Source organism: Kitasatospora sp. NPDC059599, assembly GCF_042735125.1.
Classification (GTDB): Bacteria; Actinomycetota; Actinomycetes; order Streptomycetales; family Streptomycetaceae; genus Kitasatospora.
This window is the reverse complement of record NZ_JBHWCL010000043.1, coordinates 12037-25536: the sequence shown is the minus strand read 5'-3', so window position 1 is coordinate 25536 and position 13500 is coordinate 12037. Positions and strand designations below refer to the sequence as shown.

General features: G+C 75.9%; 12 protein-coding genes. 7 read left to right on the top strand and 5 right to left on the bottom strand.

The window, feature by feature from the left end; genetic code table 11:
* The first annotated feature begins 98 nt into the window (after positions 1-98).
* The 4 genes from ACFV04_RS17400 (at position 99) to ACFV04_RS17385 (ending at position 5454) form a co-directional block, all read left to right on the top strand.
* A complete protein-coding gene (locus ACFV04_RS17400) occupies positions 99-665 on the top strand; it encodes a helix-turn-helix domain-containing protein (protein ID WP_380529878.1) in 567 nt (188 codons plus the stop codon).
* Positions 662-2137, top strand: a complete 1476-nt coding sequence (locus ACFV04_RS17395; RefSeq protein WP_380529876.1) for an MFS transporter — start codon at positions 662-664, stop codon at positions 2135-2137. Before ACFV04_RS17400 ends, ACFV04_RS17395 begins: the two co-directional genes overlap by 4 nt.
* A gap of 655 nt (positions 2138-2792) precedes the next feature.
* Complete coding sequence (locus tag ACFV04_RS17390) at positions 2793-4514, top strand: SpoIIE family protein phosphatase (protein WP_380347874.1); 1722 nt, start codon at positions 2793-2795, stop codon at positions 4512-4514.
* 253 nt (positions 4515-4767) lie between these two features.
* The gene (locus ACFV04_RS17385; protein ID WP_380529875.1) at positions 4768-5454 is read left to right on the top strand and encodes an alpha/beta fold hydrolase; all 687 of its coding nucleotides are present in this window, start codon (positions 4768-4770) and stop codon (positions 5452-5454) included.
* A gap of 57 nt (positions 5455-5511) precedes the next feature.
* Here the strand turns inward: ACFV04_RS17385 and ACFV04_RS17380 are convergent, their stop codons facing one another.
* Entirely contained in the window at positions 5512-6990 is a 1479-nt protein-coding gene (locus tag ACFV04_RS17380) for a DUF2252 domain-containing protein (RefSeq protein WP_380529873.1), read from the bottom strand.
* A 308-nt stretch (positions 6991-7298) separates the two neighbouring features.
* Between ACFV04_RS17380 and ACFV04_RS17375 the strand changes: the two genes are divergently transcribed.
* Positions 7299-7721, top strand: coding sequence for a DUF2809 domain-containing protein (locus ACFV04_RS17375; protein WP_380347880.1), 423 nt, complete (start codon positions 7299-7301; stop codon positions 7719-7721).
* Positions 7722-7737: 16 nt separating this feature from the next.
* Here ACFV04_RS17375 and ACFV04_RS17370 read toward each other — a convergent pair whose 3' ends face one another.
* Entirely contained in the window at positions 7738-8520 is a 783-nt protein-coding gene (locus ACFV04_RS17370) for an SGNH/GDSL hydrolase family protein (RefSeq protein WP_380347882.1), read from the bottom strand.
* Positions 8521-8738: 218 nt separating this feature from the next.
* Here ACFV04_RS17370 and ACFV04_RS17365 point away from each other — a divergent pair, with 218 nt between their 5' ends.
* Both ACFV04_RS17365 and ddaH read left to right on the top strand, forming a co-directional pair.
* Positions 8739-9638, top strand: coding sequence for an MBL fold metallo-hydrolase (locus ACFV04_RS17365; RefSeq protein ID WP_380347884.1), 900 nt, complete (start codon positions 8739-8741; stop codon positions 9636-9638).
* A gap of 212 nt (positions 9639-9850) precedes the next feature.
* Positions 9851-10678, top strand: a complete 828-nt coding sequence (gene ddaH, locus ACFV04_RS17360; RefSeq protein ID WP_380347886.1) for a dimethylargininase — start codon at positions 9851-9853, stop codon at positions 10676-10678.
* Here the strand turns inward: ddaH and ACFV04_RS17355 are convergent.
* From ACFV04_RS17355 to ACFV04_RS17345, 3 genes are read right to left on the bottom strand one after another with little or no spacing between them, the layout of a single operon-like run.
* Positions 10665-11324: a lactate utilization protein C gene (locus ACFV04_RS17355; RefSeq protein WP_380529870.1), complete on the bottom strand. Its 660-nt coding sequence runs from the start codon at positions 11322-11324 to the stop codon at positions 10665-10667. The genes ddaH and ACFV04_RS17355 overlap by 14 nt on opposite strands.
* The gene (locus tag ACFV04_RS17350; protein WP_380529869.1) at positions 11321-12736 is read right to left on the bottom strand and encodes a lactate utilization protein B; all 1416 of its coding nucleotides are present in this window, start codon (positions 12734-12736) and stop codon (positions 11321-11323) included. Before ACFV04_RS17350 ends, ACFV04_RS17355 begins: the two co-directional genes overlap by 4 nt.
* Positions 12733-13494: a (Fe-S)-binding protein gene (locus ACFV04_RS17345; RefSeq protein WP_380529867.1), complete on the bottom strand. Its 762-nt coding sequence runs from the start codon at positions 13492-13494 to the stop codon at positions 12733-12735. The genes ACFV04_RS17350 and ACFV04_RS17345 overlap by 4 nt, the downstream gene beginning before the upstream one ends.
* Positions 13495-13500: the final 6 nt, after the last annotated feature.

The window sequence follows — 13500 nt, the reverse complement described above, 5'->3', positions numbered from 1 at the left end:
CACCCGCCCCGCGACGTCGTCCGCCCCGCGACGTCGCCCGTCCCGGCGCCCGCAGGGGATCCCGGAGTGGATCCCGTATCCGGGATAGCATCGCGAATATGGGAATCGATACGGCCGCCGACGAGCGCCTGGCGCAGCGGCTCGCCGAGCTGAGGCTCGAACGCGGGTGGACCTTGGAGGAGTTGGCCCGGCTGGCGGACGTCAGCCGGTCGACGCTGTCGCGGGTGGAGCGGGCGGAGGTCAGTCCGACGGCGGCGCTGCTCGGGCGGCTGTGCGCCGTGTACGGCCGGACGATGTCGCGGCTGCTCGCCGAGGTGGAGGCAGCCGGCCCGGCCCGGCTGGTGCGGGCCGGAGAACAGCAGGTGTGGCGGGACGAGACCACCGGCTTCGTGCGGCGGTCGGTGTCCCCGCCGCACGGCTCGCTGCGGGCGGAGATCGTCGAGGGTCGGCTGCCCGCGGGCGCCGACATCGCGTACGACCGAGCCTGCGTGCCCGGCCGGGAGCACCACCTCTGGCTGTTCGAGGGCGCGTTGGAGCTGACGGCGGACGGTGAGGCGCAGCTGCTCACCCCGGGCGACTGCCTGCGCTACGTCGCGGGGACGAGCCGCTTCCGCAGCCTCGGCCCCGGCGACGCCCGGTACGCCCTGGTGGTGGTCGAGCCGTGAGCGCCGCCGACGGCCCGCCGGCGAAGGAGCGGTTCGACGCGGCCGGGCGCCGCGTCCTGCTGGTCTGCGTCGCGGGCGGCTTCACGACGCTGCTCGACCAGTCCGTGCTCAACACCTCGATACCCGCCCTGCGCGGCACCCTGCACGCCGGGCCCGCCGACCTGCAGTGGATCGTCGCCGGGTACTCGCTCGCCTTCGGCCTGGCGCTGATACCCGGTGGGCGGCTCGGTGACGTCAAGGGCCGCAAGTGGTTCTTCGTCGCCGGGCTCGCCCTGTTCACCCTGGTCGGCCTGGTCTCCGCGACGGCCACCGAGCCCGGGGTGCTGATCGCGGCCCGGCTGGTCCAGGGGGCGGGCGCGGGCCTGGTCAACTCCCAGATGATCGGCACCCTCCAGGACGTCTTCGACGGCCAGTTGCGGGCCCGCGCCCTCGGTATGTACGCCGTCACCGGCGGCCTCGCCTTCGCCCTCGGCCCGCCGATCGGCGGTGCGGTGCTGGCGGCGGCCGGCCCGGGGCTCGGCTGGCGGCTGACCTTCCTGCTCAACCTGCCGTTCGGCCTGGCCACCCTCGCCCTGGCGGTCCGTCACCTGCCCCGGCCCCGGCCGAGTGCCCGGCAGGCGAACCTCGACCCGGTCGGCCTGCTGCTGGTCGGCGCGCTCACCCTGGTCCTGATGCTGCCCTTCGTCCGGCCGCCGGGCCGGGCCGGCTGGTCGGCCTTCGCGGCCGCCGCGCTCCTGCTGCTCGGCGCGCTCGTGTGGTGGCAGCGCCGCTACGCCCGGGCCGGCGGCCACCCGCTGATCCACCCCGCGCTCACCCGCTCCGCGCCGTACGCGCTCGGCACGGTGACGGCGATGGCCCAGTTCGGCTCGTCGCTGGCCGCCTCGCTGGTGCTGACGATGTTCCTCCAGGACGGCCTCGGGCTCTCCCCGATGGGCGCCGCGCTGGTCGCGCTGCCGTCCGCCGTCGCCATGGGCGTCGCCTCCGCGCTCGCCTGGCGGGTCGTCCAGCGCTTCGGCCGGCGCACCGTCACCGTCGGCATGACCGGGTCGGCCCTGACCATGCTCGCCGCCGGACTGGTCGCGCACTGGGCGTCCGCCGCCGTGCTGCCCTGGCTGCTGGCGCTGCTCCAGCTCCTCGGCGGTGCGTCGATCGGCCTGATGGCGTCCACCAACCAGGCGTACGTGCTGCGTCACGCTCCCGCCGAGGCGGCCGGGGTGAGCGGGGCGATCCTGCAGATGGCACAGCGGATCGCGGCGGCGGTCGCGGTCTCGGCGCTGTCCGGCGTGTACCTGCGGGAGACCGCCGGCGGGGGCGGGCACCGCTCCGCCTACCTCGCCGCCAGCACGGTCTGCGCGGCGGTGGCCGCACTCGCCGTCCTGGCCTCGGTCCTCGCGGGCCGCGCCACCGCACGGGAGCAGCCCGAGGACCGGCCGGTCACGCCGACCCGTCGGCGGACTCCCGTCCGCGACTGAACCCGGCCGGGCGTCGGCGGGTGGTCCTGCCGTCGCCCGCCGCCGTCGCGAATCGGCCGCATCGCCCGCCGCCGTCGCGAATCGGCCGCATCGCCCGGTGCACGGCCGGAATCGGCGCGATCCTGCACGAGGCCGGGCAGGACGCCCCCGCCGAACCCGAACCCACCCGGACAGGACCTGGCTCTGCGCTGCCCTCGGCGACCGGCGCGGCCCCGGCTTCGCCGAGATCCGCCTCGGTTCCGCCGCCGGCCAGGGCAACACCGACCGCGCACTCCGGCTGCTGCGCCGTGCCCTCCCCGACTTCGGCCCGCTCACCCCGCCCCGGAGGAGGCATCGAAGTCCTCGGCACAGCCGCTCGCGCGCAGGCCGGTGTCGAGTCTCCGTGAGCCGGTCGGTGCCGGCGGACCGCCCCGGGCCGGACCGCCCCGGGCCGGTCCGCAAGCCGCCACCCGTGCCGGGAGCCCCTGTGCCCACGTTCGACCGAGGAATTTCCCCGGCCGCCACGGTCCCGCGCCGGACCACGCAGCGGCCCCGGGGGCCACGGCTGCCCCGAGCCGCCGCTCCCCGGGGCGGCCGGGCGGCCGCGCCGTGCAACCGGCCACGTCCCGTGCGAGGCTGGTGGGGACGGCCGGACTGCACAAGACAGGCGGAGGCCATGGCCGAACCGCGATTTCCGGGCGGCGGCGGTACTCCGTGCAGCGGGGCCGGATCCGAGCGGCTGCCGGCCGACCTGTCCTGGCTGAACGAGGCGGGGCGACAGATCGGCACCACGCTGGACCTGAAGCGCACCGCGCAGGAGCTGGCCGACTTCACCGTGCCGCGGTTCGCCGACGGGGCGGCGGTCGACCTCCTCGAAACGGTGCTGCGGGGCGAGGAGACCGAGCGGTGGCAGGAGCCGGAGCGGCCCGCGCTGCGCGCGATGGCAATCGCCTGGATACCGAGCGTGCGCGTGATCGAGGCCGATCCGGTCGGCAGCCCCAGCCTGCTCGGGCCCAGCTACTCCAGGGACGCCCTGGTGACCGGCGAACCGGTCATGGTCAGCAGGACGACCCCGGACGACTACCTGCGGATCGCCTCCACCCGGAGCGGTGCCGCGCAGCTGGCCGCCGCCGGTGTGCACAGCTACCTGGTGGTTCCCGTGATTGCCCGCGGTGTGCTGTTGGGGATCGCCGACTTCGTCCGCTCCGGCGACCGGCCCGGATTCGACCGGGCGGATCTCGCGCTCGTGACGGAACTGCTCGGACGGGCCGCCCTGTCCATCGACAACGCCCGCCTCTACCAGCGGGAGCGGGACACGGTCGTCACCCTGCAGCGGAGCTTGCTGCCGCGCGAGTCCCCGCCGACCCCGGGACTGGACGTGCACTGCGGCTACCTGCCGGCGTTGGACGGCCGGGTCGCGGGCGGCGACTGGTTCGACGTCGTGGCGCTGCCGGGCGGCCGCAGCGCCCTGGTGGTCGGCGACGTCCTCGGCGGCGGCCTGCCCGCGGCCGCCACGATGGGCCGCCTGCGCGGCGCCGCCCGCATCCTGCTGGCCCTGGACACGGTCCCCGAGCGGGTGCTCGCCCGACTCGACCTGGCGGCCCGCGACCTCGACGAGGAGCAGGTCGCCAGCTGCCTGTGCGCCGTCTACGATCCGGCCGACGGCAGCTGCGCGCTCGCTTCGGCCGGGCACGTGCCGCCGGTCCTGGTCGGCCCGGACGGCCCCGCGCGCTTCGTCGACCTGCCGGTGGGGGGCCCGATCGGCGCCGGGACGATCCCCTACGACGGGACCCGGATCATCCTGCCCGGCGGGGCCCGGCTCCTGCTGTACACCGACGGGCTGGCCAAGACGCGCCGCGGGGACCTCGCGGACGACCTGGAGCGGCTGCGCCGGGAGGCCGGCCCGGTGCTCCGGGCCCGCCCCGGGCCCGAGGCAGCGGAACTGGTGCCGGTCGGCCGGTACGACGACGCGGTTCTGGTGGTCGCCGACGCGCTCGACGGTAGGGCGGCCGCCGAGGTCCGGGTGTGGGACCTCCCGGCGGACCCCTCGGCCGCCGGCGCCGCCCGCCGCCTGGTCCGGAACCAGTTGGCCGGATGGGGGCTGACCGACCTGGTCGACGCGGCGGAACTGGTGGTCAGCGAGATGGCCGGCAACGCCCTGCGCCACGGCCGCGCCATCGGGCCGCTGCGGCTGCTCCGGCATGACCGCCTGGTGATCGAGGTGTCCGACCGGGGCCCGGACCTGCCGCAGATCCAGCACGCCTCGCTGAGCGACGAGGGTGGGCGCGGACTGCAACTGATCAACGTCCTGTGCCGTCGCTGGGGGGCCTGCCGGACCGCCTTCGGGAAGGCCGTCTGGGCGGAGCTCGACCTGCCGAAGGGCACCCGGGTGCCGTAGCGGGTCCGCAACCCGCCGAGCGGTGCGCTCAGGACGGTCGCCGTCGGCCTCCTCAAGATCGCCGACGGTGTCAGGTGGATGGGCAGCGGACCGCGCGCCGGATTCGCCGAGACCGGGGTACCCGCCCTGTCGATCGACCCGCCCGGGTGGGTCCGCGCGCCCGGCACCGCGCCCGGCACCGCGCCCGACCAGCGGCTGAGCCGAGGGCGAACACCCGGCCACGGGCGGGACCGGGGGCCGTACGGTGGTCGGCATGACCGATGTACGGACCGTGGACCTGCCCGGAGTGACGCTCGCCTACCGTGAGAGCGGGCCCGCCGGAGGGCCGCCGCTGGTGCTGCTGCACGCCCTCGGCGAGCGCGCCGCCGACTGGGACGTCGTCCTGCCCGGGCTCGCGCCGGGTCACCGGGTGTTCGCGCTCGACCTGCGCGGCCACGGCGACAGCGGTCGGCCCGGTTCCTACAGCCTGCAGGCGATGCGGGACGACGTGCTGGCCTTCCTCGACGTGCTCGGGCTGGAGCGCGTCGACCTGGTCGGCCACTCGATGGGCGGCGCCGTCGCGTTCCTCCTCGCCCAGGCCGAGCCGGAGCGGATCGACCGGCTGGTCCTGGAGGACATCCCGGCGCTGTACCCGCGCCCCGCGAGCGCGCTGCCGGACGAGCCGGACGGGAGCGTCCACTTCGACTGGACGATGGTCAGGGCCGTCCGGGCCCAGCTGGACGACCCCGATCCGGCCTGGCGGGAGGGGCTGACGCGGATCACCGCCCGCACCCTGGCGGTCGCCGGCGGGCCGGCGAGTCACATCCCCCAGGAGCGGATCGCCGAACTCGCCCGGCTGATCCCGGACTGCCGGCTCGTCACCGTCGAGGCCGGGCACCTGGTGCACGGTGCCCGGCCCGGGGAGTTCGTCGCCGTGGTGGCGCCGTTCCTGGCCCGCTGAGGACGCTGAGAGCGCTGAGGACGCTCAGGGCGCTCAGGGCGCTGCGCGGGCCGGGGATCAGACGCCGTGTTCGGCGGCCAGCCGCCCGCTGCGCACCGCGGTGAGCAGATCGGCGTGGTCCGCCTCGGTGCGGTCCGCGTAGGCGACGGCGAAGGCCGCGACCGCCTCGTCCAGTGCCTCGCCCTTGCCGCAGTACCCCGCCAGCAGCCCCGGGTCGGCGGTGTGCGCGTGCGCCCGGGCGAGCAGGGCGCCGGTGATCCGCGCGTAGTCGTCGAGCTGGCCCGGCTTCAGCGCGGCCGGGTCGACACTGCCCTTGCGGTTGCGGAACTGGCGCACCTGGTAGGGGAGTCCGTCGACGGTCGTCCAGCCCAGCAGGGTGTCGCTGACCACCTGCATGTGCTTCTGGCCGAGGACGACCCGGCGGCCCTCGTGGCCGTCCTGCGCCGGCTGCGCCGGCTGCGGCAGGTGGGGCAGCAGGACCGACGGGCGAGCCTCCTTCACCTGCAGCACCAGCGGCTGGTCCTGGTGGTCGGTGAGCAGCACCACGTACGAGCGGGTGCCGACGCTGCCGGTGCCGACGACCCGGAACGCCACGTCCTGCACCCGGTACCGGGACAGCAGGGTGCGCACCTCGGCGGGCACCGTCTCCACGTACGGGCCGAGCGCGTGGGCGACCGCCCGGGCGGTCGCGTCGGTCACCTCGGTGAGCACCGGCGGGGCGGCCGCGAACCGCCACCCGCCGTCCGCGGTGCGGGAGGTGCTGCGGGCGGCGAACTTGGCGCTGGTGTTGCCGAGCGCCTTGGCGCCGACCTTGCGCAGCACGTCCGCGAGGTCGTGCGCCTCGGCGAAGGAGACCAACTGCTCGTCGGCGACGGCGTTCCAGGCGTCCAGCGCGGGCAGCTTGGCGAGGGTGCGCATGGTCCGGCGGTACGCGCCGGCCACGTGCTCGGCGGCGTCGCGCGCGGTGGCCTCGCTCGCGCCGGTCTCCCGGCCGGCCAGCACCATGCTGGCGGCGAGCCGCTTCAGGTCCCACTCCCACGGGCCGTGCACGGTCTCGTCGAAGTCGTTGATGTCCATGACCAGTTGGCCGCGGGCGTCGCCGTACAGGCCGAAGTTGGCGGCGTGCGCGTCCCCGCACAGCTGGGCGCCCACCCCGGTCACCGGGGTGCCCGCGAGGTCGGCGGCCATCAGCCCGGCCGACCCGCGCAGGAAGGCGAACGGCGTGGCGGCCATCCGCCCGACCCTGATCGGCACCAACGCGTCGATCCGGCCCGCGTTCGACGCTTCGAGCGCCTGCACGGCGGTCGGCCGCCCGGGGGACGCGGCGAACTCGGCGTGCCGCTCCCGGGGCACCCGCAGCCTCAGTTCCTTGCCCCGCTCCTTGGCCTGCCCGTCCTGCGCCGGCGCGAACCCGGCCACCGCGAACCCGCGCCGGGCCGGTCCGGCCGGGCCGTCCCCGCTGCGCTGCGCCACGACACCCGGGCCGCCCCGGCCTCCCGCCGTTCTCGGCTCCGCCCCGTCCACTGCCTCGGTCATCCGCGCCACCGCGCCCCGCCCGTCCCTTCCGGTCCTCACCCGCCCGCGACCTGCGCGGATGGTGTCATCGGGGGGAGTGACGTCCGGAGCCGCGCGGTGGTTCCTGCGGGGGGAGTGAGATGCGCGGGCGGTCGCGGTCGCGGTCGCGGTCGCGGGGGCGGTGGGCAGCGGTCGCGGGAGCGGTGGGTGGGTCGGGCGTCCTCGCCCGCCCCGCCCCGCCCCGCCCCGGGCCGCGGCGCGAGGGGCGCGTGAGGGGTGCGGACCGGGTGCCGTCCGGGTGCCGTCCCGGGCCGGGGTAGCGTGGGCGCGTGGATGATCTTCGGGGGAATCTGCGGGCCCGTGCGGCCGCAGGGGCGGCGGCGGTGGTGACGGTGGCCGCGGGACTGGGTGTGCGGGCGGTGGCGGGCGGGGACGTCGCCAAGTACGCGGGGGACGCGCTCTACACCGTCCTGCTGTACGCCCTGATCGTGCTGGCCGTTCCGCGGGTGCGCCCGGTCCGGGCCGGCGTGGCGGCGGCCGCGCTGAGCTGGGCCGTGGAGCTGTTCCAGCTCACCGGGCTGCCGGACGCGTGGGGCCGCCGCAGCACCTTCGCCCGGCTGGTCCTCGGCTCGACCTTCAACCCGCCGGACCTGTTCTGGTACCTGGTCGGCGCGGTCGGGGCCGTGCTGCTCCACCGGGCGGCGCGGAGGGTGCGTCCCGCGCTGTCCGGTGGAGCGGCACGACGGGCCTGACCGGCCTGACGGTCCGTCAGAGAGGCATCAGGTCGGGCCGCTTGGCCTCGACGTGGTCGCCGGAGGACTCGCCGCGCAGGCGTCGGCCGACCCACGGGATCAGGTGTTCGCGGGCCCACTGGATGTTCTCGCGCCGCTGGTCGGCGGGCGTGAGCACGGGGGCGTCCGGCCACGGCGCCTCCGGGTCCTGGTCGGTGGCCAGGCCCAGTGAGCGCGCGGCCAGCAGGGCGACCCGCTGGTGGCCGTCGCCGGACAGGTGCAGTCGGTCCTCGCTCCACGCGCGCCGGTCCTGCACCGCGCGCAGCGACCACAGGTCGGCCACCTTGCAGCCGTTGCGGTCGGCGACGGCCCGCATGTGTCCGTTGTAGGTGGCGATCTTGCCGCGCAGGTGCTTCAGCAGCGGGACGTCGCGGGTGTCGAAGCCGGTGCAGATCAGCACGGTCCCGGCGGACGCGGCGAGGCGGACGACGGCCGCCTCGAAGCGCTCCGCGACCTCGTCCGGGTCGCTTCCGGGTCGCAGGATGTCGTTGCCGCCGGCGCAGAAGGTGGCCAGGTCGGGCTGGAGGCGCTCGGCCTGCGGCACCTGCTCGGCCGCGATCTGGTCCAGCAGCCGGCCGCGCACCGCGAGGTTGGCGTAGCGGAACGCGCCCGGCGGGCGCCCGTCGGCGAGGATCCCGGCCAGGCGGTCGGCCCACCCGGCGAACCTGCCGTCGACACCGGGGTCGTTCAGGCCTTCGGTGAAGCTGTCCCCGAGGGCGGCGTACGAACTGAGGTGAAGGGTCTCCTGGAGGTTCGGCATGAAAGAGATAGTTCACCTCATCAAGTGACCTACGCCACCGTAGGTGGCCCTGGTGGCACGTGAGATGGAGCACGTACGCTCATCGGCCCCTCTCCGCCGCTCGGAGCGCCGTGTCGCGGAAAGCACAAGATCCGTACCCCCTACCGCTTCCGGGCCCGCCCGGCCGATGCTCGAAGGGAGCGGCCGCCCGGCCGCCGTCCTCCTGGGGGAAGGCATCCATGGCCACCGACACGCGCTCCGGCGCACCCGAGACCTGGTCCATCGACGACCGCTGCACCAACTGCGACGTCGCCCGACAGCTCGCGCCGGACCTGGTCCGCGAGCACGCCGGCCGCTCCGAGCTGGTCCGGCAGCCGCGCGACGCGGCCGAGCGCCGGCAACTGCTGGCCGCCGCCCACGCCTGCCCGACCCGCTCCGTGCGCCCCGGCACCGGTCCGCTCGACCCCGGCGGCGACCCCTTCCCGCTCGCGCTCGACGACGCCGGCGACGTGCTGCTGCTCGGCCACAACTCCCGCCGGACCGCGGGCGCCAACTCCTACCTGTGCCGCCGCCCCGGCGGCTGGGCGATGGTCGACACGCCCCGCTACAGCGAGGCCCTCGCCGCCCGCTACGCCGCGCTGGGCCCGGTCACCGACGTCCTGCTCACCCACCAGGACCACGCCGCGCACGGCCGGCGCTACGCCGACCGGCTCGGCGCCCGGCTCTGGATCCACGAGGGCGACCTCGACGCCGCCCCCGACGCGGACCGGGTGCTGCGCGGCACCGGGCCGGTGGAGATCACCCCCGGGCTGGTCGCCCACCCCTTCCCCGGCCACACCCGCGGCAGCGTGCTGTTCGTCGCCGACGAGCGGTACTGCTTCAGCGGCGACAGCCTGTACTGGTCCCGCACCACCGGGGACGTGGAGGTGCAGGAGGCCGTCACCTGGTACTCGATCGAGGAGCAGGCCGCCTCGCTGGAACGCGCCCTGGGCGTGCTCCGCTTCGAGTGGCTGCTGCCCGGCCACGGCGACCGGCGCCGGATGCCCGCCGAGGAGGCGGACCGTCGGCTGCGCTCCCTCGCCGAGCGCTGCCGGGGGCTGCGGCCGGCGCCGGTCGACTTCACGGCGGTCCGCTGGTAGGGACGGGCGCTCCGTCGTCGGCTCTCCCCGTCGGCAGCCGACGGGGAGAGCCCGTGCGCCGGTGCTCGCGCCGGTTGCGCGGGGGCGTGCGTCCACCGGGGGCGCCCGCGCGGGTGTGCGAACGGTGCCGCCGGGGCAGCCGCCTCTGCAACAGAGCGGCGTTCCGTACCGGCGGAACCCGGTCCCTCCCGCGATCCAAGGACGGTTGAGCCATGCCCTCGCAGACCCCGGAGCGCACCGCGCGGCCACGGCGCTACCTGATGTGCCGTCCGACGCACTTCACCGTGGACTACGCGATCAATCCGTGGATGGACCCGGGCCGGCCCACCGACACCGCGCTCGCGCTGCGCCAGTGGGAGCGGCTCCGCCGGACCTACCGCCGGCTCGGCCACACCGTCGAACTGATCGACCCGCTGCCCGGGCTGCCCGACATGGTCTACGCCGCCAACGGCGCGACCGTACTGGACGGCCGGGCCCTGGTGGCGACCTTCCGCCACCCGGAGCGCGCCGCCGAGTCGGACGCCTACCAGGCCTGGTTCCGGGCGCACGGCTACCGCGAGGTGCGCCGCGCCGGGCACGTCAACGAGGGCGAGGGCGACCACCTGGTGGTGGGCGGCCGGGTGCTCGCCGGGACGGGCTTCCGCAGCACGCGGGCCGCGCACGCCGAGGCGGGCGAGCTGTTCGGCGTGCCGGTGGTCAGCCTGAACCTGGTCGACCCGCGCTTCTACCACCTGGACACCGCCCTGGCCGTCCTCGCCGACGACCACGTCATGTACTACCCGGAGGCCTTCGACGCCGACGGCCGCGCGGTGCTGCGCACGCTCTACCCGGACGCGATCCTCGCCGACCGCGCCGACGCCGAGGTGTTCGGACTGAACGCGGTCTCCGACGGCCGCCGGGTGCTGCTGCCGGACACCGCCAAGAACCTGGCGGGCCGCCTCGCCGAGCACGGCTACGAGCCGATCCCGGTGGACGTCTCCGAGTTGCTGAAGGGCGGCGGCGGGGCCAAGTGCTGCACGCTGGAGCTCAGGCCGGCCTGAGGCCCCCGTCGACCAGCAGCACCTCCAGGGTGCGCGGGCCGTGCACCCCCTCCACCCGGTCGAGTTCGATGTCACTGGTCGCGGAGGGCCCCGAGATCCAGGTCTGCGGCCGCCGGGGATCCAGGAGGGGCAGCGCGAGCGGCACCGAGGCGACGACCTGCTCCGGCGCCCGGACGACGCAGACGTGGTGATCGGGGACGAGCGAGAGCAGCCGCCGCCCCTGGCCGGGACCGGCGTCCAGCACGATCGTCCCGGTCTCGGCGACGGCCAGCGCGCAGCCGGTGACCACGCTGTCGACGGCGTCGAGCCGGGCCGCGGTGAGCGTCCCGCGGTCCGGGACGAGTTCGACGGCGGAGGCGGCCGCCGCCAGCCAACCGGCCGGCAGCCCGTCCGGCACGGCGACCGCCCGGCTGCCCCGCCCGGCCAGCAACCCGGCGATCCGCTGCGGCAGTTCGTCCTCGTGGCAGCGGTGCACCACGGCCCGGTAGTCGGCCAGGTTGCGGTGCAGCAGGTCGACCAGCGCCGCCGGGTCGTCCGGCGGCACGTGCGCGGTCAGGTAGTCGCGGGGCACCGGCTGCTCGTCCGCCCCGGCGGTGTCGCCGAGCGCGGTCCGGATCCGGGCGAGGATCGACTCCCGTGCGGTCATGTGCGGTTCCTCCGCCACCAGTCGCGGAACGGTTCGGCGGGCACCTCCGGCAGGTCCCGGGTGTCGGTCCAGGCCCGCCCGGGCCCGGGCAGCCGGCGGGGGTGCAGCGCGCGGGTGCGCCCGGCCAGCCGTTCGGCGGCCGCGAGCGCCGCCGGGTGGTCCAGCACGTACCCGGCGGCGGCCACCGCGGCCCGCTCCAGCGGGTGCCCACCCTGCTCGGCGACCCGCTCGCGCAGGTGGACCAGTACCTCGGGGATGTCGATCGCCACCGGGCACACCTCGTAGCAGGCCCCGCAGAGCGAGGAGGCGAACGGCAGCGAGGCGTCCAACGGGCTTGCGGTGCCGCGTAGTTGGGGTGTCAGGATGGCGCCGATCGGCCCCGGGTACACCGATCCGTACGCGTGGCCGCCGGCCCGCTCGTACACCGGGCAGACGTTGAGGCAGGCCGAGCAGCGGATGCAGCGCAGCGCCTGGCGGCCGACCTCGTCGGCGAGCGCGGCGGTGCGGCCGTTGTCCAGCAGCACCAGGTGGAACTCCTCCGGGCCGTCGCCCCCGCTCGTGCCCGTCCACATCGAGGTGTACGGGTTCATCCGCTCGGCGGTGGAGGAGCGGGGCAGCAGTTGGAGGAAGACCTCCAGGTCCCGCCAGGTCGGCACGACCTTCTCGATGCCGACCACGGAGATCAGCGTGCGCGGGAGGGTGAGGCACATCCGGCCGTTGCCCTCGGACTCGACGACGACCAGGGTGCCGGTCTCGGCGACCATGAAGTTGGCGCCGGAGACGGCCACCCGGGCGCGCAGGAACTTCTCCCGCAGGTGCAGCCGGGCGGCCTCGGCGAGTTCGGCGGGGGAGTCGGTGAGGCCCTCGGGTGCCGGGCGGCCCCAGTCGGCCATCCGTTCGGCGAACACCTCCCGGATCTCGCCCCGATTGCGGTGGATCGCGGGCACCAGGATGTGCGAGGGCCGGTCGTCGCCCAACTGCACGATCAGTTCGGCGAGATCGGTCTCGTAGGCGGTGACGCCCTCGGCGGCGAGCGCCTCGTTCAGCCCGATCTCCTGGGTGGCCATCGACTTGACCTTGACGACCTCGGTCTCCCCGGTGGCCCGGACCAGGCCGGCGACGATCCGGTTGGCCTCCGCGGCGTCGGCGGCCCAGTGCACGGTGCCGCCGGCCGCGGTGACGGACTCCTCCAACCGCAGCAGGTAGCGGTCGAGGTGGCGCAGCGTGTGGTCCTTGATCGCCTTCCCGGCGGCGCGCAGCTCGGCCCAGTCGGCGAGTTCGGCGACCGCCCGGGCCCGCTTGTCGCGGATGGTGTGGGTGGCGTGCCGCAGGTTGGCGCGCAGCCGTTCGTCCCGGACGGCCCGGGTGGCGGCCTCGGGGAAGGCGGGCATGCCGAGGAAGGTGCCGGTCACGCGGGCCTCCAGGGGTGCTCCTCGGTGGCGGCCAGGATCTCCGCCAGGTGCAGCGGGCGCAGTGCCTCGCCCCGGCGGCGCAGCGTGCCGTCGAGGTGCAGCAGGCAGGAGTTGTCGGCGCCGCACAGCACCCGGGCGCCGGTGCCGAGGGCGTTCGCGATCTTGTCGGCGGCCATGGCCGCCGAGACCGCCGCGTTCTTGACCGCGAAGGTGCCGCCGAATCCGCAGCACTCCTCCGCGCCGGGCAGCTCGACCAGCTCCAGCCCCCGGACGGCGCGCAGCAGTCGGCGCGGCCGCTCGCCCAGTCCGAGCACCCGCAGGCCGTGGCAGGAGGGGTGGTAGGTGACGGTGTGCGGGAAGTGCGCGCCGACGTCCTCGACGCCGAGCACGTCGGTCAGGAACTCGGTCAGCTCGTACACCCGGGGCGCCAGGTCGGCGGCGAGGTCGGCCAGTTCGCCGCCCCGGCCCTCGGCGGCGGCCCGGGCGCCGAGCCTCGGGTAGTTGTCGCGCACCATCGCGACGCAGGAACCGGAGGGGGTGACCACGTGGTCGTACCCGGCGAAGGCCCGCGCGGTGCGCCGCACCAGCGGTTCGCAGGCCCTCCGGTAGCCGGTGTTGTACTGCGGCTGCCCGCAGCAGGTCTGTCCGGCGGGGAAGTCCACCGTCACGCCGAGGCGTTCCAGCAGCCGCACGGTGGCGACCGCGGTGGCGGGGAACAGCGCGTCGTTGACGCAGGTGGCGAACAGCGCGACCCGCATCCGGGC